Source organism: Pseudomonas sp. HS6-2 (genome assembly GCF_049325675.2).
GTDB lineage: Bacteria > Pseudomonadota > Gammaproteobacteria > Pseudomonadales > Pseudomonadaceae > Aquipseudomonas > Aquipseudomonas putida_N.
Genome location: NZ_CM143906.1, coordinates 3,062,409 through 3,082,479, shown reverse-complemented (window position 1 = coordinate 3,082,479; position 20,071 = coordinate 3,062,409). Strand labels below are relative to the sequence as shown.

General features: G+C 64.5%; 16 protein-coding genes and 1 pseudogene. 3 read left to right on the top strand and 14 right to left on the bottom strand.

Annotated features, from left to right (window positions below):
- Positions 1–13: 13 nt before the first annotated feature.
- On the top strand, positions 14–1,387 hold the full coding sequence (locus ACOKS3_RS14310; RefSeq protein WP_422763981.1) for an APC family permease: 1,374 nt from the start codon (positions 14–16) through the stop codon (positions 1,385–1,387).
- 109 nt (positions 1,388–1,496) lie between these two features.
- Positions 1,497–2,684, top strand: coding sequence for an MFS transporter (locus tag ACOKS3_RS14305; protein ID WP_422763980.1), 1,188 nt, complete (start codon positions 1,497–1,499; stop codon positions 2,682–2,684).
- A gap of 132 nt (positions 2,685–2,816) precedes the next feature.
- On the opposite strand, the gene ACOKS3_RS14300 is transcribed toward ACOKS3_RS14305, so the two are convergent.
- Positions 2,817–3,740 (bottom strand): LysR substrate-binding domain-containing protein, encoded by a 924-nt coding sequence (locus ACOKS3_RS14300; protein ID WP_422763979.1) that lies wholly within the window; start codon positions 3,738–3,740, stop codon positions 2,817–2,819.
- Between the two features lie 328 nt (positions 3,741–4,068).
- On the opposite strand from ACOKS3_RS14300, the gene cprA reads away from it, so the two are divergent.
- On the top strand, positions 4,069–5,217 hold the full coding sequence (gene cprA / locus ACOKS3_RS14295; RefSeq protein ID WP_422763978.1) for a cationic peptide resistance protein CprA: 1,149 nt from the start codon (positions 4,069–4,071) through the stop codon (positions 5,215–5,217).
- 15 nt (positions 5,218–5,232) lie between these two features.
- Here the strand turns inward: cprA and ACOKS3_RS14290 are convergent, their stop codons facing one another.
- The 13 genes and pseudogenes from ACOKS3_RS14290 to ACOKS3_RS14230 form a co-directional block, all read right to left on the bottom strand.
- The gene (locus ACOKS3_RS14290; protein ID WP_422763977.1) at positions 5,233–6,207 is read right to left on the bottom strand and encodes a 2-hydroxyacid dehydrogenase; all 975 of its coding nucleotides are present in this window, start codon (positions 6,205–6,207) and stop codon (positions 5,233–5,235) included.
- Between the two features lie 17 nt (positions 6,208–6,224).
- Positions 6,225–7,509, bottom strand: a pseudogene (locus ACOKS3_RS14285) (MFS transporter).
- Between the two features lie 63 nt (positions 7,510–7,572).
- Complete coding sequence (locus ACOKS3_RS14280) at positions 7,573–8,523, bottom strand: sugar kinase (protein WP_422763976.1); 951 nt, start codon at positions 8,521–8,523, stop codon at positions 7,573–7,575.
- Entirely contained in the window at positions 8,516–9,295 is a 780-nt protein-coding gene (locus ACOKS3_RS14275; protein ID WP_422763975.1) for a sugar phosphate isomerase/epimerase family protein, read from the bottom strand. Before ACOKS3_RS14275 ends, ACOKS3_RS14280 begins: the two co-directional genes overlap by 8 nt.
- A 69-nt stretch (positions 9,296–9,364) precedes the next feature.
- Positions 9,365–10,387, bottom strand: coding sequence for a LacI family DNA-binding transcriptional regulator (locus ACOKS3_RS14270; RefSeq protein ID WP_422763974.1), 1,023 nt, complete (start codon positions 10,385–10,387; stop codon positions 9,365–9,367).
- 264 nt (positions 10,388–10,651) lie between these two features.
- On the bottom strand, positions 10,652–11,890 hold the full coding sequence (locus ACOKS3_RS14265) for a c-type cytochrome (RefSeq protein WP_422763973.1): 1,239 nt from the start codon (positions 11,888–11,890) through the stop codon (positions 10,652–10,654).
- Positions 11,891–11,902: 12 nt separating this feature from the next.
- Positions 11,903–13,687: a GMC family oxidoreductase gene (locus ACOKS3_RS14260; protein ID WP_422763972.1), complete on the bottom strand. Its 1,785-nt coding sequence runs from the start codon at positions 13,685–13,687 to the stop codon at positions 11,903–11,905.
- 3 nt (positions 13,688–13,690) lie between these two features.
- Entirely contained in the window at positions 13,691–14,437 is a 747-nt protein-coding gene (locus ACOKS3_RS14255; RefSeq protein ID WP_422763971.1) for a gluconate 2-dehydrogenase subunit 3 family protein, read from the bottom strand.
- A 250-nt stretch (positions 14,438–14,687) separates the two neighbouring features.
- Positions 14,688–15,971: an OprD family porin gene (locus ACOKS3_RS14250; RefSeq protein ID WP_422763970.1), complete on the bottom strand. Its 1,284-nt coding sequence runs from the start codon at positions 15,969–15,971 to the stop codon at positions 14,688–14,690.
- Between the two features lie 41 nt (positions 15,972–16,012).
- On the bottom strand, positions 16,013–17,329 hold the full coding sequence (locus ACOKS3_RS14245) for an MFS transporter (protein WP_422763969.1): 1,317 nt from the start codon (positions 17,327–17,329) through the stop codon (positions 16,013–16,015).
- Between the two features lie 67 nt (positions 17,330–17,396).
- A complete protein-coding gene (locus tag ACOKS3_RS14240; RefSeq protein ID WP_110638521.1) occupies positions 17,397–17,921 on the bottom strand; it encodes a gamma carbonic anhydrase family protein in 525 nt (174 codons plus the stop codon).
- Positions 17,922–19,124: a CaiB/BaiF CoA transferase family protein gene (locus ACOKS3_RS14235; RefSeq protein WP_422763968.1), complete on the bottom strand. Its 1,203-nt coding sequence runs from the start codon at positions 19,122–19,124 to the stop codon at positions 17,922–17,924. It lies immediately after the preceding gene.
- Positions 19,124–20,044 carry a hydroxymethylglutaryl-CoA lyase gene (locus tag ACOKS3_RS14230; RefSeq protein ID WP_422763967.1) on the bottom strand — a complete coding sequence of 307 codons (921 nt, stop codon included), beginning with the start codon at positions 20,042–20,044 and terminating at the stop codon, positions 19,124–19,126. The genes ACOKS3_RS14235 and ACOKS3_RS14230 overlap by 1 nt, the downstream gene beginning before the upstream one ends.
- Positions 20,045–20,071: the final 27 nt, after the last annotated feature.

Below are 20,071 nucleotides of genomic sequence, written 5' to 3'. Positions count from 1 at the left end.
CAGGAGTTAGCAAATGCATACAACAACAAATACAGCCCAACCCCAGCATCCTGCGTCGCCCAGCAACACCTCCGGCCGTTTCCGCAAATCCATGGGCATGACCGCGCTGGTCCTGTTCGGCCTTGCCTACATGGTCCCGCTCGCCGTCTTCACCACCTACGGGCTGGTCACCCAGATGACCAAGGGCCACCTGCCCATCGCCTACATCCTCACCCTCGCCGCCATGCTTCTGACCGCCTACAGCTACGGCTGCATGGTCCAGGCCCATCCCTACTCCGGTTCGGTCTATACCTACACGCGCAAAGCCTTCGGCAGCCACTTCGGCTTCATCGCCGGCTGGACCTTGCTGCTCGACTACATCTTCCTGCCGCTGCTCAGCTACCTGCTGATCGGCATCTACATGTCCGAATACTTCCCGGCCATCCATGCCTGGGTGTGGGTCGCCGGTTCGATTGCCCTGGTGACCTTCCTCAACCTGATCGGCATCGAGTCGATCACCCGGGTCAACTGGATTTTGGTGGTGGCACAGCTGGTGTTCATCGTGGTGTTCGTTGCGCTGTCGGTACGCCACATGAGCGGCCAGACCGCGCCGGTCTCGCTGCTGGCGCCGTTCCACCACGAAGGCTTCAGCGTGCCGTTGATCATGACCGGCGCGGCGGTGCTGTGCCTGTCGTTCCTCGGCTTCGATGCGGTGTCGACCATGGCCGAGGAAACCAGCAACCCGACCCGGCGCATTCCCCAGGCGATCATGGCGGTGTCGGTGATCGGAGGCCTGCTGTTCCTGGTGGTGTCGTACTGCGCACAGATGGTCTTCCCCGACTGGGCCAGCTTCGCCGACCCGGATTCGGCGTCGGTGGACGTGATGCGCCGGGTCGGCGGCGAAATGCTGGTGACAGCCTTCACCGCCACCTACGTGGCCGGCTGCTTCGCTTCGGCGATGGTGTCCCAGGCCAGCGTGTCGCGGGTGCTGTTCGCCATGGGCCGCGATGGCGCGCTGCCCCGGGTGTTCGGCCAGCTGGTGACGAAGAAGCGCGTGCCGGCGACGGCGATCATGCTGGTCAGCCTGCTGTCGCTGGTGGCGCTGTTCATCACCCTGGACACCGTGGCCAACATGATCAGCTTCGGCGCCCTGTTCGCCTTCTCGGCGGTGAACCTGGCGGTGGTCAAGCACTACCTGGTGGACCAGCAGTTGCGAGGGATGCGCAACTGCCTGCTGTACGGCGCCATTCCGGCACTCGGGTTCCTCAGCACGATCTGGCTGTGGACCAGCCTGTCGAGCATGTCCTTCACCATTGGCCTGTGCTGGATGGGCGTGGGGTTCCTCTGCCTGCTCGGGCTGACCAAGGCCTTCCGAGTCAAGTTGCCAGAATTGCAGATGGCCGAGTGATCGGATGCGTGCCTGGAGTGCTTTAGCGCCCTACCCATTGCGCCCAACCAATCTCCTGAATGTTATGATCCCCCATTAAACGTTTCAGTATGTTTCTCAAGGGACCGTAATGTCTGTTCAGGAATTACCGCCGCTCGCAGCATCCAAGGGCGGCGTCGGCAAGATGGAAGCTGCCATGGCGCTCGGCAGCTTCGCCATCGGTACCGGCGAATTCGCCATCATGGGCCTGATGCCCGATATCGCCACCAACCTGCAATTGAGCGAGCCGCAAGTCGGCCATGCCATCAGTGCCTACGCGCTGGGGGTGGTGGTCGGTGCGCCGACCCTGGCCATCCTCGGAGCCAAGCTGCTGCGCAAGCACATGCTGCTGTTGCTGATGGCGCTGTATGCCATCGGCAACCTGGCCACTGCCTTTGCCCCGTCGTTCACCAGCATGGTCGCCTTCCGCTTCATCAGCGGCCTGCCCCATGGCGCCTACTTCGGCATCGCCGCGGTGGTGGCGTCGAGTATGGTGCCGAGCAACCAGCGTGCCGGCGCCGTGGCGCGGGTGATGATGGGCCTGACCCTGGCGATGCTGCTGGGCAACCCGGTGGCGACTTTCCTCGGCCAGTTCTTCGGCTGGCGTTCGGCGTTCATCCTGGTCGGTGCCATTGCTCTGTGCACCATTGCGCTGGTCTGGCGATACGTCCCGCAGCCCGTTGATGAACCGCGCAGCGACCCGCGCAAGGAGCTGCAAGCCTTCACCCTGCCCCAGGTGTGGATGGCGCTGGGCATTGCCGCGATCGGCTTTGCCGGCATGTTCTGCGTGTTCAGTTACCTGGCACCGACCATGCTGCAGGTGACCCAGGTGGCACCCGAGTGGATCCCCTTCGGCCTGGCCGCGTTCGGTGCTGGCGGCATCATCGGCAACATTGCCGGTGGCAAGCTGTTCGACCGCCTGCAGTTCCGCGCCGTGGGCATCGTCCTGGTGTGGTCGGCGGTCGTGCTGCTGTTCTTCAGCTTCGCCGCCCATGCACTGTGGTCGGTGCTGCTGGGGATCGGCCTGGTTGGCACCATGATCGCCCTGGCCGCGCCACTGCAGATCCGCCTGATGGACATCGCCCACGAAGCGCCAAGCCTGGCGGCCGCGTCCAACCATGCCGCCTTCAACCTGGCCAACGCCCTGGGGCCCTGGTTTGGCGGCATGGCCATCAGCGCCGGTTTGGGCTGGACCAGTACTGGGTACATCGGGGCGCTGACGGCCTTGGCGGGGTTGGTGATCTACCTGGTGGCACGGCGGATGAAGGGCGGGCATTGAAACTGCTATCAGGTGGGCCTTGAAGGATGCCTGCCTTGAGTTTTCAGTGATGGCATGCATCGAGCGCCTCGCGGGCGGCGCTCGATCTCATAGGCGCCAAAAATGCCAAGGCGAACACCCCCAGCATCCCCCCTACCCAATCCTGATCTCACGATTACCACTCATGTAGTACTCCAGCCGTCCGCGCAGCCAGCGCTCGGCCGGGTCGCTGTCGGTGGTGCTCAACCAGACCATGGCCAACTCCAGCGGCACGGTGTCGAACGGCAGCGTTTCGGCCTGCAGGTTGCCCCAGCTGGCCATGGCCTCGGCGGCGTAGTCGGGGCAGCAGGCGAGCAGTTCGGTGTCGGCCAGGATCGCCGGCAATGAACTGAACTGGGGCACCGACAACACCACGTTGCGCGCATGGCCGATCTCCTTCAGCCATTCATCGACCACGCCCTGGGTATTGGCCGTTGGCGAGACCTGCACGTGAGGGCGTTGGCAGAACTCCTCCAGGGTCAGCGGTTGCGCGGACTTGTCGGCCCTGAGCACCCGCGCCTGCATGGTACGTAATACTTTACGTTTGGCATTGGCCGGCAGGCCGCGGGTCTGGCTGATGGCCACCGTGACATCGCCCGACGCCAGCAAGTCGGGGATACGCCAGTAGTCGACATGCTGCACGACCACCACCACATGCGGCGCTTCGGTGCGCAACGCCCGCAACAATGGCGGCAACAGCCCGGATTCGACATCGTCGGACAAGCCGATCCTGAAGGTCATCTTGCTGGTCGGCGGGTCGAAGTCGTGGGTCAGGCTGAGCGCCGCCGACATCGCGTCCAACGCCGGGGTGAGGTGCTTGATCACCTCCGCCGCCCGTGCAGACGGCTCCATGCGGTTGCCGACGCGGACCAGCAGAGGGTCGTTGAACATCGTGCGCAGCCTGGCCAGCGCCGCGCTGACCGTGGGCTGGGCGAGAAACAGCTTTTCGGCGGCGCGGGTGAGGTTGCGCTCTTGCATCAACGCCTCGAACACCACCATGAGGTTGATGTCCGCCTTGCGCAGCTCGTTTCGATTCATGCCTGCTCCTGATGGTCGTCCACTGCCAACAGGATAGGCGCCCGGTCAGTGCACCGCCCAGCCCCCTCAGAGGCCGAAGGTATTTTTCACATTCATCTCACTTGCTGATAACAAAGCATCTGGCATCTTTGCAGTGCGCATCATTTAATTAATGAGGGCTGAAACTTTCATTAACTTTTGTTTCATATGAAACCCGCATTTCGTTAATTGCAACTTCCCTCCCAAAGCCCTGACAATCGCCTCGCTCCGAGCTGAACGCCAGTCCCTGCGCGCTCTAGGCACGAGCTCAAACCTCGATTCCCGCCAATAAACTTTTCAGAGGAAGTTTATGAACGCGCCTGCCCCACATATCAACTTCGATCTGCACGAACATATACTGCTGACTGGCGCCACCGGTTTTCTCGGTGGTTCGGTAACAGCTCAATTGATTGCCAATGGCCGCAGCGCCAACCTGTATTTTCTGGTGCGTGCCGACAGCCAGGAGCAAGGCCTTGAACGCCTGCGCGACAACCTTCGCCAACATGGCGTTGACGAGCACGACTGCCTGGCCCTGCGCGCCGACCAGATCCTGTGCGGCGACTTTCTCGATACCCGCTGGCTGGCCGAGGCCACGCCGCGGCTGATGCAGATCGACCGGGTGATCAACTGTGCGGCGGTGGCCTCGTTCTCGAAGAACCCGAACATCTGGCCGGTCAATGTCGAAGGCACCTATGCCTTCGCCGAGGTGATGAGCCGCTCGACGCGCCTCAAGCGCTTCCTGCACGTGGGCACGGCGATGAGCTGCGGCCCGCAGCGCGAGTCGCCGATCAGCGAATCGTGGGAGTTCCCAGCGGCCGAGAAGCAGCTGGTCGACTACACCGCGTCCAAGGCCGAGATCGAACGGCGCATGAGCGAGCAACTGCCGCAACTGCCGCTGGTGGTGGCGCGCCCGTCCATCGTGGTAGGCCACCGCACCCTTGGTTGCCAGGCTTCGGCCAGCATCTTCTGGGTGTTCCGCATGGGCTTCGCGCTGGAGAGCTTCACCTGCGAGCTGGACGAGCAGATCGACGTGATCCCGGTCGACTACTGTGCCGAGGCGCTGATCGGCCTCACCCTCAAGCCACGCCTGGAGCACAACCTGTACCACATCTCGGCTGGCCACCAGGCCGCCTGCACCTTTGGCGAGATCGACCAGGCCTTCGCCCATGCCAACGGCGCGCAGCCGGTGGGCGAGCGTTACCGCAAGGTCGATGTCGATGACCTGAAAAGCCTGGCGCAGGACTTCGAAGCGCGCATCGGCCCGGCCAACCCGCGCCTGGTGCTGCGCGCACTGCGCCTGTACAGCGGCTTTGCCGACCTCAACTACCTGTTCGACAACAGCCGCCTGCTTGAGGAAGGCATCGCCGTGCCGCCGCGCTTTACCGATTACCTGGATGTGTGCGTGAAGTCGTCCAGCGGCGTCAGTATCGCGACCCAGATGCAGTGGGATTTCAAGTAAGCCACCCTACTAAGTTCATGCAGGGCTGTTGTGATTGACCAGGTTGGGCGGGCGTTGGCCTGCCAAGGCGCTTAGCAGATTGTCCACTGCACAACGCGCCATGGCCTCCCGCGTTTCATGGGTCGCCGAGCCGATATGTGGTGTCGCTACTACGTTAGCGAGCCGCAACAGCGGCGAATCGACAGCCAACGGCTCCTGCACGAACACATCCAGCCCTGCCCCGCGAATCCGATTCTGCTGTAGCGCCTCAATCAACGCGGCCTCATCCACCACCCGTCCACGGGCAATGTTCACCAGTATCGCCTCGGGCTTCATCAACCCCAGTTCGCGGGCACCGATCAGCCCCTCGGTGCTGGCACTGAGCGGCACCGTCAGGCACACATAATCCGCCTCGGCCAGCAACACATCCAGGCTGCAGTAACGCGCCGCATAACGCGCCTCCACCTCGGGCTTGGGCCGCGAACTGTGGTACAGCACACGCATGCCGAACCCGGCCACACCGCGCCGGGCCAATGCCTCGCCGATGCGCCCCATGCCGACGATACCCAGGGTCTTTCCATGCACATCGGTACCGAAATGCGCCGGCCCAAGGCTCGCCTGCCATTGCCCCTCACGCACCCAGCCGGCCAGTTCCACCACCCGCCGTGCCGTGGCCAGGATCAGGGCGAAGCCAGTATCGGCGGTGGTTTCGGTCAGCACATCGGGGGTGTTGGTCAGCATCACACCGCGTCGTGTCAGGTCGGCGATGTCGTAGTTGTCGACTCCCACCGAAACACTGGAGACCACCTCCAGCTGCGGCGCCAGGTCGAGCAGCTCGCTGTCCAGGCGCAGGCTGGCGCCCAGCAGGCCATGGGCGCCCGGCAAGGCGTCGCGCAGACGCGCCAGGCCATCTGCCGCGCCGGTGTCCACCCAGGTCACCTCCACCTGTTCCTCCAGCCTGGCCAGCAAGGCGTCGGACAGGCGTTTGTACAAGACGATGCGTTTCTTCATGGCTACTTCCTATTGGCTCATGGCCAGGCGTGGGCCGCCGCGCTTGGCGCGGCCGGAGGTCTGTGAGGTTTTCAGTACGGCGGTCAGCGCCACTGCGGCCAGCAGCGCCCCCGACATGAACAGGTATGAGGCACCCGGGCCGCCCGTGGCGCCGTTCAGGTAGCCCACCAGCCACGACCCGCCGAACGAACCCAGCGCGCCCATGCTGTTGATCAGCGCCATGGCGCCACCAGCCACGTTGCTCGGCAAGATCTCCGGGACAATGGCGAAGAACGGGCCATACGGTGCGTACATGCACGCACCGGCAATCACCAGCAGCATGTAGGACAGCCAGAAATGCTCGGTACCCAGTGCGTAGGAGCCATAGAACGCCACGGCGGCAATCAACAGCGGTGGCCAGACAAAGCGCTTGCGCTTCTGCAGCCGGTCCGACGCCCACGACACCCCGATCATGCCCAGCACCGCCGCCATGTACGGCACCGACGCCAGCCAGCCGGCCTCGACGATATCGACATTCGCTGCCTGCTTGAGGATTGACGGCAGCCACAGCACGAAGCCGTACACACCGATGCTCCAGCAGAAGTACTGCAGCGATAGCACGATCACCTGTGGCGAGCGGAACGCCTCGCGGTAGTTCTTCACCGGTTTGATGCCTTGCTGCTCCGCCGCCAGGGCCTGCTGCAGGCTGGCCTTTTCCTGCTCGCTCAGCCATTTCACCTGGGCTGGCCGGTCATCCACCAGGCGCCACCAGATAAAGGCCCAGAGCACCGCCGGCAGGCCTTCGATGATGAACATCCAGCGCCAGTCGAAGTGCTTGATCAGGTAGCCCGACACCACCGACATCCACAGGATGGTCACCGGGTTGCCGAGCATCAGGAAGGTGTTGGCCCGCGAGCGTTCGGCGCGGGTGAACCAGTGGCACAGGTACACCAGCATGGCCGGCATCACTGCAGCTTCCACCACGCCGAGCAGGAAGCGGATGGCGATCAGCAGGTAGACGTTGCTGATCATCCCGGTCAGGGTCGCCAGGCCACCCCAGAGGATCAGGCTGACGAAGATCAGCTTCTTCACGCTGCGCTTTTCGGCGTAGATCGCGCCGGGTACCTGGAAGAAGAAGTAGCCGAGGAAGAACAGCGCCCCCAGCAGCGAGGACAGCACGGGCGTGATCTTCAAATCGTCGGCCATGCCCGAGGCCGCGGCAAAGCCATAGTTGGCGCGGTCCAGGTAGGCCAGGCTGTAAGTGATGAAGACGATCGGGATGATGTACCACCAGCGGCGTGGTGCGAGGCGAGTCGATTGCATGAAACGTTCTCCTGAGCTTGTTGTTCTTGTCGCAACAGGGCCGGCAAGCCGGCGTTCAGCGGTTCAGGCACTTCTGCGCAGTTCGTGCGCGTGGAGTTGGTGACGATGTGGCAGGCCTTCCATGTCGCCACGCGATTGCACGGCGCGGCTGCCGCACCAGTTGCCGCGCGCCACCGCGTCGGCCAGCGGGCGGCCTTCGAGCAGCGCGCTGACCACGCCGACAGCAAAGGCATCACCGGCACCCACGGTGTCCACCACCTGGGCCACCGCTACCGGCGCGACCTGCCCGGCGCCATGGCCATTGCGGTAATAGGCCCCCGCATCGCCCAGCTTGATCACCACGTGTTCTACCCCCTGGTCGAGGTAGAAGGCGGCGATGTCGGCGGGGGTGTGCTGGCCGGTGAGCAAACGCCCTTCTTCCAGGCCGGGCAGGACCCAGTGGGCCTTCAAGGCCAGGGCGTTGATCTCACGGACCATGGTCGCTCGGTCGGGCCACAGCGACGGGCGCAGGTTCGGGTCGAAGGAAATACTCCGCCCGGCCTCGCGCATGCCATCGATCAGGGCATGGGACAATGCCCGGCAGCTGGCCGACAGCGCCGGCGGAATGCCGGTAGCATGCAGGTGGCGGGCCTGCAGCAGCGTCGGGTCGAGCAGCGCGGTGGAAAGCCGGCTGGCGGCCGAGTCGCTGCGGAAGTACTCCACCACCGGGTCGCTGCCATCATCGCAGCGGCTTTTCAGCTGAAAGCCGGTCGGGTGGCAGCCATCGACTTCGACACGGCTGCAATCCAGGCCTTCCTGGCGCAGGCTGGCGAGCACGAAACGCCCCAGCGAGTCATCACCGACCCGGCTCAGCCAGCGCACGCGAAAGCCCAGCCGCGCCAGGCCGATGGCCACGTTGCTGTCGGCGCCGGCGATGCGTTTGCCGAAGCTGCCGACACTGGCCAGGTCGCCGCTGTGCTCGGCGACGAACATGGCCATGGTTTCGCCGAAACACAGCACGTCATGCTCAAGCATGGCTTACCTCCTCGCCCAGCCCCAGCCGCGCCAGGTTATGCACCTGGGCACGGGTCAGCGCCAACAGGTCATCGCTTACCAACGGGTACTCGACCGCACGCACCAGCCCGGGGCTGAATTCGTCGAACAGCGCTTCCCAGGCCAGCAGGTCGGCGGCTTTCGGCGGCACGGCATGCAAGCGGCCATCTGTGCCTTGCTGCACGGCTTTGCAGTGCACGTAGCGCACCCAACGGCCGAGTTGGCGAGCGGCCTGCAACGCGGACTCGCCCTGCCATTGCCAGTTGCCGATATCGAAGGTCATGCCCAGCGGCAGCGCCCAGCCCTGGGCATGCTGGAAGAACCGCAGCAGCGGCTCGATGCGCCCGCCTTGTGGCGTCTGGTCATTCTCCACCAGCAACACAGGATCACCTTCGCGCAGTTGTGCCTGCAAGGCACCGACATCGCATTGCTCATGGTAATGCCCAAGTGAAACTTTCAGCGCCACGGCGCCCAGGGCCTTGGCCAGTGCCAGCTTCGCAGGCAGCTGCGGGTCTGGCTGGCCTTGCGCCGTCCACAGCTCCAGTGGAGAGGAATACAGGCACTCCAGGCCTGAGGCTGCGATCGCTGCCGAAAGCGCGACAGTGTCGGGCGCCTCATCAAACAACTCTTCGCGCAATTCGATGCGACTGACGCCAGCTGCCGCCAGTAGGCCGATAAAACTCATCTGGCCACGTTGCCGCACAAGGCTGGCGCCGTAGCTGGAGAGACTGATGGAAACGGGGTTCGCGTGCATTGTTCTTGTCCCTATGAAACCGGTTTCATTTTTGATTGCAGCCATGCAGGCAGCCCTGCAGCCTGCGGATTAATCGTGTGCTTGAGTGGACCCTCGGGTGATCAGCTGAGCCTTGAAATCGATGCGTCGAGGCGCGTCACGGCTGCCGCGCAGGCGTTCGAGCAGGCACTCGAACGCAGCCACGCCGATGCGCTCGGTGGGCTGGGCCAGTGCGGTAATACCGCTGCCGACCAGGGGGTACCAGTCCAATTCGTCGAGGGCGATCAGGCCCACTTCGCTGAACAGTTTGCAGCCCGAATCGTGCAATACGCGGGTAACCGCCAGGGTCGCCACGCCGTTGAAGGTGAAGATTGCCTGCGGGCCATGACCCTTGCTGGCCAGGAAGGCGCCGAGCTTGGCCGGCAAGCCCGCATCGACTTCCAGCAGCTGCTGACGCATGCCATTGCGATTGCTGATCGACGCGGTAAAGGCCTGCACTCGCTCCAGCCGCGAACTGGTGCCATCCAGGGGTTCGGTGACTGCGAGAATGTCGCGGTAGCCTTGCGCCTGCAGGTGGTCGAGCGCTTGCTCGATGGCATCGGCATTGTCCAGGCCGACCAGGTCGACCTTGAGCTCCGGCAGTTGCCGGTCGACCAGCACCATGGGGATGTCGCGCTGCAGGTTGAGCAGCTCGCCGGGGTGGCGGCCGAGGGTGTTAACGATCAGCCCTTCGACGTTGTAGGACTGCAGGGCCGTCAGGTGGTGGCGCTCCTGCTCGTCGTCGCGGTTGGTATTGCACACCACCAGGCTGTAGCCGTGCTGGCGGCAGGCGGTTTCCACGCCGTGCATCACGGCCACTGAATAGGGGTTGAGAATGTCGGCCACGAGCATGCCGATCAGGCGTGTCTGGCCACGCTTGAGGCCGCGGGCCATCTGGTTGGGCCGGTAGCCCAGGCGCTCGATGACCGTTTCCAGGCGTTTGGCGGTGGCCTCGGCCAGCAGCTGGCGATCGCCGCCGATGTAGCGCGAGACCGTGGCCTTGGACACACCGGCCACACGTGCCACTTCGCTGATGGTCACCCGCTCGCGGGGGTTGGAGGGTGAATCGGTCATTGCGGGTCCCTTGTGATTGTTGTCGGTGACGGCGAATGAAACCGGTTTCAATACAGCAAAACCTTGCGCGTTCGTCAACCTCCCTTTTATCGGGAGTGTCACAGGGAGGATAAGGTAACGCAACAGGTATGCTACCTAACCTATTGATGCAGCTATCAAATAGTACGCAGAGCAGTGTGAGAGTGGGTGTACCTGCGAATGCGATGTTGAATTTACCGACGCATTCGCGGGTGAACCCGCTCTCACAGGGTGACCGGGGTGCAGTTACCGGAGGTGTTTCACATCAGCGGCGCTGACTGGGCTGCCCTGGTTACCCCAGCTGGTGCGAATGAAATTGACCACATCCGCCACTTCCTGGTCACTCAGGCGCCAGCCGAACGCCGGCATGGTGAAGTTCGACGGCGCGGTGTGCGTCGCCGGCACGGTCCCGCCCGCCAGCACCACATGGATCAGCGAGGTGGCATCCGCCGTCTGCACCACCGGGTTACCCGCCAGCGCCGGGAACACCCGGGTATAGCCGTGGCCATCGGTGCGGTGGCAGGCCGCGCAGTTGTCGATGTACACCGACGCCCCCGGCTTGCTGTCGTCGCCCTGCCACAAGGCATCGGCCACTTGCTTGTCATACACATGCGGCTGGTCGTTCGGGTCGCTCGGCGGCAAGGTCTTCAGGTAGCGGGCAATGGCGGTCAGGTCGGCATCACTCAAGTGCTGCATGCTGTGCTCGACCACATCGCTCATGCCACCGAACACCGCGCTGCGGTCACTGCGGCCGGTCTTGAGGAACTGCACCAGCTGCTCTTCGCTCCAGCTGCCCAGGCCGTCCTTGTGGTCGCCACGCAGGTTCTTGGCGATCCAGCCTTCGAGCGGCGCACTGCCGGCCAGGAACTGCTCGCCATCGGCCGGGCTCAGGGCCTTTTCCTGCATGGTCAGGGCTCGCGGGGTGTGGCAGGCGCCACAGTGGCCCAGGCCTTCGACCAGGTAGGCGCCACGGCTGACCACCGGGTCTGCGCCGGCGGGTGCCTGCCAGGCCTGCACCTCGGGGGCGAACAGCCCGCGCCAGATCGACAGCGGCCAGCGCATGCTCAACGGCCAGGGGATATCGGTCGGCTTGTTGGGCTGGGCGACCGGCTCGACGCCTTGCATGAAGTACGCATACAGCGCCTGCATGTCGTCGTCGCTGACCCGCGCGTAGGACGGGAATGGCATCGCCGGATACAAGGTGCTGCCATCCCGGGCGATGCCTTTGCGCACCGCCTGGTCGAAGTCGGCGTAGCTGTACTGGCCGATACCACTGGCGTCCGGGGTGATGTTGGTGGAGTAAACCGTACCGATCGGGGTTTCCATAGGCAGCCCGCCGGCAAAGGGCTTGCCGCCCTTGGCGGTATGGCAGGCCACGCAGTCACCCGCGCGGGCCAGGTATTCGCCCTTCTTCACCAGGGCATCATCGGCCTGGGCCGCCGCCGTGGCGCCCAGCAGCAGGGTTGCGATCAACAGGTTCTTCATGTTCATCGCTCCTCAAGCCTGGACCAGCGGGCCGGGGTTCTTCAGGTACAGCTCGCGGATCGCCTGGGCCGACCAGTAGGTCAGCGCCGCCACCAGGCCGGTGGGGTTGTAGCCCAGGCCCTGGGGGAATGCCGAAGCACCGGGGACGAACACGTTGTGCACGTCCCAGCTCTGCAGGTAACGGTTCAACGCACTGGTGCTCGGGTGGCTGCCCATGATCGCACCACCGTTGAGGTGGGTGGTCTGGTAGCTGGCGGTGTTGAAGTGTTCCTTGACCTTCTTGCCGAGGATGGCGATTGACTTGGGGTTCATCGCCTGGGCGATCTTGCTCAGCTTGTCGACCATGAACTGGTTCATCCTGATGTCGTTTTCCTGCCAGTCGAAGGTCATGCGCAGCAGCGGCTGGCCGTAGGCATCGCGGTAGGTCGGGTCGAGGTCGAGGTAGTTGCCGCGGTACGACTGGTGCGCGCCGTGGGCGTCCATCGACACCTGGTGGGTGTAGTAGTCGGCGGTGGCCTTCTTCCAGGCGCTGCCCCAGGCCGGGGTGCCGGGCGGGTTGGCGACCCCGGCGATCGGCCGGCTGCCGGCCTGGTTGACCCACATCGGCGAGCCACCGACGAAGCCGTGCGGGCCATGGTCGAAGTTGTCGGCGTTGAAGTCGTCGATGGCCACGCCGTTGCCGCCGGCACCGATGAAGTTGTTGGTGTAGGTGTCCTTGTCGAAGAACGCCTTGACCGTGCCCATGTTCTGGTAGGCGAAGTTGCGCCCAACCACCCCTTCGTTCTTGACCGGGTCATAAGGCTTGCCGATGCCGGACAGCAGCATCAGGCGCACATTGTTGAACTGGAACGCGGCGAGGATGACGATGTCTGCGGGCTGCTCCACCTCGCGGCCCTGGGCGTCGATGTAGGTCACGCCGGTGGCCTTGCGCTTGCTGTCGTCCAGGTTCACCCGCAGCACATGGGCGTTGGCGCGCAGCTCGAAGTTCGGCACCTGGCGCAGCGCCGGCAGGATGTTCACGTTCGGCGAGGCCTTGGAGTACATGTAGCAGACGTAGCCGCTGCAGAAGCCGCAGAAGTTGCACGGTCCCATCTGCGCGCCGTACGGGTTGGTGTACGGCCCAGAGGTGTTGGCCGACGGCAGGTTGTACGGCTTGTAGCCGAGGCTGGCCGCGGCCTTTTCGAACAGCTTGGCCGACACCACGTTCTTTTGCGCTTCGAGCGGGAACGGGTTGGAGCGGTCAGGGGCGTAGGGGTTGCCGCCCTTCCCTTCACCCACCCGCTTGCCGTTGACGGTCCAGGCCTGGCCCGAGGTGCCGAAGACCTTCTCGGCAAAGTCGAAATGCGGTTCGAGCTCCTCGTAGCTGACGCCGAAGTCCTGAATCGTCATGTCTTCGGGGATGAAGCGCTTGCCATAGCGCTCTTCGTAGTGGCTGCGCATGCGCAGCTCCATCGGGTCGACCCGAAAGTGCACGCCCGACCAGTGCAGCCCTGCGCCGCCGACGCCCTTGCCCGGCAGGAAGGCGCCGAGCTGGCGGTTGGGCAGTGCCACGTCGTTGATGCTGTGGCGGATGGTGACGGTCTCTTTCGAGACGTCGACGAACAGCTTCTTGCGCACGCTGTAGGTCAGTTCGTCGATCACCTGCGGGTAGCTGCCATCCGGGTAAGTGTCCTGCATCGGCCCGCGCTCTAGCGCCACCACCTGCAGCCCGGCTTCGGTGAGCTCCTTGGCCATGATCGCACCGGCCCAGCCGAAACCGACGATCACCACGTCAGCCTTCTTCATTGCATTGGCCATGCCTTACGCCCTCTCGCCACGAATCGAAACTGCCGGGAACGGGTAAGGCTCGTTGCGCTCGACCCAGTCCATGAAATCTGCCCGGGCACCCGGGAAGCCGATCTGCGTCCAGCCGACCATGTTTTTGTTGCCGCCGTGAATCGGGTCGCAGAAGAAGCCCTCGCGGGTGTTCTGCACCAGCAGGCTGAAGAACAACTTGGCCGGCAACTGCTCGAAAACGATCTCACCGGCTTCGATCTTGCCGAGAATCTTGTCTCGGGTAGCGCTATCTTGCTCGGCAAAGGTTTTACCGCTGGCGTTCTTGACCCACGCCTCCGTGGCGGCGATGCCCAGGCGGTAGATTTGTTGCGGGCTGAGTTGCAGCTGGTAGCCGAGCTCCGGGGCGGCATCGGCCTTGAACGGGCCTTGCATGTACCACTGGGCGCCGGTGGCGTAAGGGGTGTTCATCTGGCGGTCGATGAACTCGGCGGCGCCAGCTTCCAGTGCGCCGGGGCCGAGTTCGTCGGCGGGGATGATGCGCGACACGGCCGCTTGCACGAAGGCCCACTCTTCGGCAGTGAAGAAGGTTGGCTGATAGTTGCCCGCAGGGGGCGTGGGCGGCACCTTGCCGTGCAAGGGTTCGTCGCGCACCGGCTCAGCCAGCAGCTGGCTTGCACCAAGGCCGGTACTGGCCACAGTGACCACCGGGATCAGGGTCAGGGTCTTGCGCAGGAAGTCCCGGCGCGGGTTGTCGGGGGCATGCTCAGGCATTTCGGGTCCTCATCAGCATTGGGGCGGCCTTGGGTTGCCATCTGGTGACCGGCCGGGGCCGGAAAAGCCGCGTAATCTAGCTGGTTTGGACATCTTTTGAAACCGGTTTCAAAGCCTGCGACATCCTGAGCCTTGACACACCTCCCTTGTAGGAGCGGGCTTGCCCCGCGAACACCGGCGAAGCCGGCGCCATGCACCGTGCTGCCTTCTTCGCGGGGCAAGCCCGCTCCTACAGGAGAACTGCTACCCCCTAGAACTCGAAGGTGTAGCCGACAATCACCCGGTTCTCGTCCGCCGCATCGGCAAAGTTCGAGCGCATGCTCGCGTTGCGCCAGCGCAGCGACACATTTCTGAACGTTCCCGACTGCACCACATAGGTGATGTCTGTGGTCCGCTCCCACTCCTCACCCTCACCACCTCGTGCCTCAAGCGCCCTGCCCTTGCTCGTGGCGATGCGCTGCGGGTCGACCTGGTCACCCGTCACGTAACGCACGTTGAAGGTCAGCCCAGGGATGCCCAAAACCGCAAAGTTGTAGTCATAACGCAGCATCCAGGCACGCTCGTTGGCCAGGGCGAAGGTACTGACCTGCTGTTCGCTGAAAAGATAAGTGTCGGTGCCGCCCACATAGGCGTAGGCGGTATCGCCACTGACCTTCTGGTAGCCGCCGCTGAAGGTATGGCCTTGCAGGCTGTAGCCGAAGTTGGTGCTCAAGGTGCGGTTGTCCACCTCGCCCAGCAACGCCCTGCCCTGTTCCCTGGCATTGAACCAGCGCCACTCGGTGAACGCCTCACCCGGCCCCACAGCGATGCGGTACTTGAAACCGGCGAAATCACGGCGGAACAGGTCTTCGAGTTCGCTGGCGTGCAGGCTCACGGTCAGGTTCTTCAACGGCTGGTAATCCGCCCCGGCGTAATACAAGCGGTCACTGCCCACCGTCGCTGAATAGGCGCCCTGTTGTGCCATCGCCGTCAGGTCTTCGAAATCGGTGGAGTCCCGCAGCTTGGTCGCATCGACCTGCAGCACGGTGAAGGTGAAATCGTCCAGATCCTTGCTGACCAGCTGCGCCCCGTTGAACCACTGCGGGAACAGGCGGCTGTAGTTCGACGCCAGCAGCGGCAACTGCGGGCTCAGCCCGCCGACCTGCAACTCGGTCCGCGACAGCTTCGCCTTGAACGTGGCAACCGCCTTGCCATACTCGTCCGCTGCGCGCTTGTCGCTGCCGCGCGGCAACAACCCGGTGCCGCTGCGGTCGGGCGAAGAATCGAGCTTGATGCCGAGCATGCCAGCTGCATCCAGGCCAAAGCCGACAACCCCGTCGGTATAGCCGGACTGCCACTTGAGCATGAAGCCCTGGGCCCACTCGCCGCGCCGCGACTGGCTGGCGGTATCGCCATGGAAATCGCGGTCGAAGTAGAAGTTGCGCAGCTCCAGGCTGCCCTTGCCAGCGTCGACAAAGCCTGCCTGGGCCGCCTGGCACGCGCAGCCAAGCGCCGCGAGCATCAGCGATGCCCGCCGGGAGAGGGAAATGTTCATGGTTACGCCTTGTTGTTGTTCTTGTTGGAAAGCGTTGCGGTTCAGGCTTTGGGGTTTCTGACGTAGCGCATCACCACCAGGCAGGCGATCAGGATCAGCGGGGCAATCGACAGCATGCCCATGTAGCTGCTGCCGGTAAGGTCGTTGATCTTGCCCACCATCACCGGCGCGACGATGCCGCTCAACTGGCCGACCGAGTTGATCGCCGCCGTGCCGGTGGCGATGGCCAGGCCCGAGAAGGTCGACTGCGGGATGGTCCAGAAGATCGGGATGGCGATGAAGGTGCCCGCCGTGGCCAGCACCAGCGCCGCCATCATCGCCCAGGACGAGTCCGCGTTCAGGCAGGCCAGCAGGTAGCCCAGCGCCGAGGCCAGCAAGCAGTACACCAGGTAACGCTTGCGTTCGCCGGTGCGGTCGGAGCGCCGGGTCAGCAGCACCATGCCGATGCAGGCCACCGCATACGGCAGTGCCGACAGCATGCCAACCCAGAGCATGTCCTGCACACCGGACGACTTGATCAGGTGCGGCATCCAGAAGTTCAGGCCGTAAGAAGCGGTTTTCACCACGTAGTAGATGAACGCCATGATCGCCACTTCGCGGGTCAGCAGCACCCGCCAGAGCGACCCCAGCACCGGCTTCTGCACGCGCCGGTCCTGGGCCAGGTTCTCCAGCAGCAGGTCTTTCTCCTGGCGGCTCAGCCAGCGGGCCGACGCGATGTCGCGGTCCAGCTTCCACAGCACCAGCACGCCCAGCAGCACGCACGGCAGCCCCGACATCAGGAACAGCCAGTGCCAACCGGCCAGGCCCAGCACGCCGTCCATGGTCCCCAGCAGGAAGCCCGCCGCCGGCCCACCCACCGCACCAGCCAGGGGCACGGCGAGGAACCACAGGCCATTCATCTTCGCCAGGTGCTTGCGGGGGAACCAGCAGGCCAGATAGAACAGGATCGCCGGGCCGAAACCGGCCTCCATCACCCCGATCAGGAAACGCAGGAAATACAGCGTGTACTGGGTGTAGGCAAACACCAATGCCGCCGTGGCCAGGCCCCAGGACACCATGATCCGGCAGATCCAGGCCGGCGCCCCGTAGCGCTTGAGGCCCAGGCTGCTCGGCACTTCGAACAGCACGTAGCCGATGAAGAACATGCTCGCGGCCAGGCCGTAGGCCGCGTCGCTCAGGCCCAGTTCAGCCTGCATCTGGGCTTTGGCAAAGCTGATGTTGATGCGGTCGAAGTAGGAAAACAGGAAGCAGATGATGGCCAGCGGCATGATGCGCCAGGCCACGCGGCGGTACAGCAGCAGTTCATCGATGTGGCTGTCGGCGCGCTCGCGCGCCACTTCGCCGGTCAAGGCAACCATGGTGGATCTCCATTCTTGTAGTTATTGGAGAGCGACGGCGCCCGTTGTGGGCGCCGCGTGCAACGGGTCAGCCAATGCGCACGAGCTTGTCCTTGAAGGCCTGGCCCTTGCGCACGTACTCGGCAGCATTGGCGTGCATGCCGGCGATGGCTTCAGGGCTGAGCTCACGCACCACCTTGGCCGGCGCCCCGAGGATCAGCGAGTTGTCGGGGAACACCTTGCCTTCGGTGACAATGGCGCCGGCTCCGACCAGGCAGTTGCGGCCGATCACCGCGCCATTGAGCACCACGGCCTGGATCCCGACCAGTGCGCCGTCGCCGATGCTGCAGCCGTGCAGCATGGCCTGGTGGCCGATGGTGACGTTGCGGCCCACGGTCAGGGCAAAGCCTGGGTCAGCATGCAGCACCGCCCCTTCCTGAACGTTGCTGTGCTGGCCGATGCGGATCGGCTCGTTGTCACCGCGCAGCACCGCCTGCGGCCACACGCTCGCGCCCTGCTCCAGGGTGACATCGCCGATGACCGTGGCGTCCTCGGCAACGAAGGTTTCCGGGTGAAGGGTCGGTGTCAGCGTGTCGTATCGATAGATGGCCATTCAGTGCGCCCCCTGGGCCTGGTCGTCGGTTTTCAGCACACCGGCCGCACACAGCTCTGCGATGTGTTCATCGCTGTAGCCCAGCTCGCGCATGACCTTATGTGTATGCTCGCCAATCCGCGGGATCGGCCGGCGCGGCTGCAGGCGCTGGCCGTCCAGCGACAGCGGCAGCAAGGGCATCGGCGTGCTGCTGCCATCTTCCAGTTGCAGGTCCGCCATGCCGCCGCTCTGGGTCAGGTGCGGGTCGTCGAACAACTCTTCCGGTCGGCGGATCGGCGCGAAAGGAATGCCGTTGGCCTCCAGTTCCACGGCCAACTGCCGGGCATCGAGGTTGGCGAACACCTCGGCCAGGTGCGCCAGCAGCCGTGGCCGCTGCACTACCCGGTCATTGTTGGTCGCCAACGTCGGGTCATCGAGCAAGGCCGTCTGGCCCAACAGCTGGCACAGCGCCTGCCACTGGCCTTCACCCGTGGCAGCGACGAACATCTGCTCGCCGCCGGCGAAGGTGAACACGTCATAGATGGCCCAGGCGCTGATGCGGTTGGGCATCGGCGCCGCTGCCTGGCCGGTTACCACGTACTGTTGCATGTGCTGGGCCGCGAGCAGCACGCAGTTCTCGTACAACGCGCTCTGCACTTCACGGCCGACACCGGTGGTGTGGCGCTCGTTGAGCGCGGCCAGCACACCAATGGCGCCGAACATGCCGCCCATGATGTCGTTCACCGAACTGCCGGCGCGCAGTGGGCGGCCCACCGGCCCGGTCATGTAGGCCAGGCCGGCCATCATCTGCACCACTTCGTCCAGGGCCAGGCGGTTGTCGTACGGGCCGCTGAGGAAACCCTTGTGCGAGGCATAGATCAGCCGGGGGTTACGCTGGCGCAGCGTGGCGTAGTCGAAGCCCAGCGTGTGCATGCGCCCGGGCTTGAAGTTTTCGATGAACACGTCGGCGCTGTCGATCAGCGCCAGCACCGCCTCACGGCCCTGGGGCGTGTCGAGGTCGACGGCGATGCACTGCTTGTTGCGGTTGAAGGTGCGGAAGAACCCCGCCCCCGCCCCGAGCAAGCGGCGTGTGCCGTCACCACGGGTGGGCTCGATCTTGATCACTTCGGCACCCAGGTCGCCCAGGATCATGCCGCAAGTGGGGCCCATGACCATGTGCGAAATCTCGACGACACGAATGCCGTCCAAAGGGAGTCTGGACATTACGCGTTACCCGGGTAGTTGAGTGGCAGGCCGGCGCGGGCGATGGCGCCGTAAAGCGGCTCATCCGGCAGCGCATCGCGCAGCAGCTGGCGCGAGGCGATCAGCGCTGGCAGGTCGATGCCGGTGTCGAAGCCCATGCTCTGCAGCATGAACACCAGGTCCTCGGTCACCGTGTTGCCCGACGCGCCCGGTGCGAACGGGCAACCGCCAAGGCCAGCGAGCGAGGCATCCAGCTCGCGGATGCCCTGCTGCACAGCCACCAGGCTGTTGGCCAGGGCCAGGCCACGGGTGTCGTGGAAGTGCGCGGCGCGCAGGCGCTCGCCAGCAATGGCGCGCACGGCCTGGATCACCGTCGCCACCTGGCCGGGGTTGGCATAGCCCGTGGTATCGCCCAGCGAGACCAGGTCGCAGCCCGCCTCGATCACCTGGCGGGTCAGCTCACATAGGTCGCCCAGTGGCACCTCACCCTGGCGGGTGCAGCCAAAGGCCACCGACATGCCGGCGATCATCTGCACCTCATGCCGCCCCAGTTCGCTGCGCAGCTGGCACATGCGCCCCAGCTCCTCGACCATTTCCTGAGGCGTGCGACGCACGTTGGCCAGGCTGTGGGCGGTGCTGACCGACACCGGCGCGACAATCCGTTGGGCGCCGGACTCCAGTGCATCCTGCGCACCGCGCAGATTGGGTGCCAGCACAGTCACCAGCAGGTCGGGATACGTCAGGGCGTGGGCCACCACTTGTTTGGCATCGGCCATCTGCGGCAGCAGCCGGGGCGGCACAAACGAGGCGACTTCCATGTGGCGCACGCCGGCTGCATAGGCGCTATCGATCCAACGCAGCTTGGCGGCGGTCGGCATCACCGTGTGCAGGCTTTGCAGCCCATCGCGCATGCCGACTTCATTGATGGTTATTGTTGTCATCACGGTCTCTCTGTCTGAAGCGTGAGG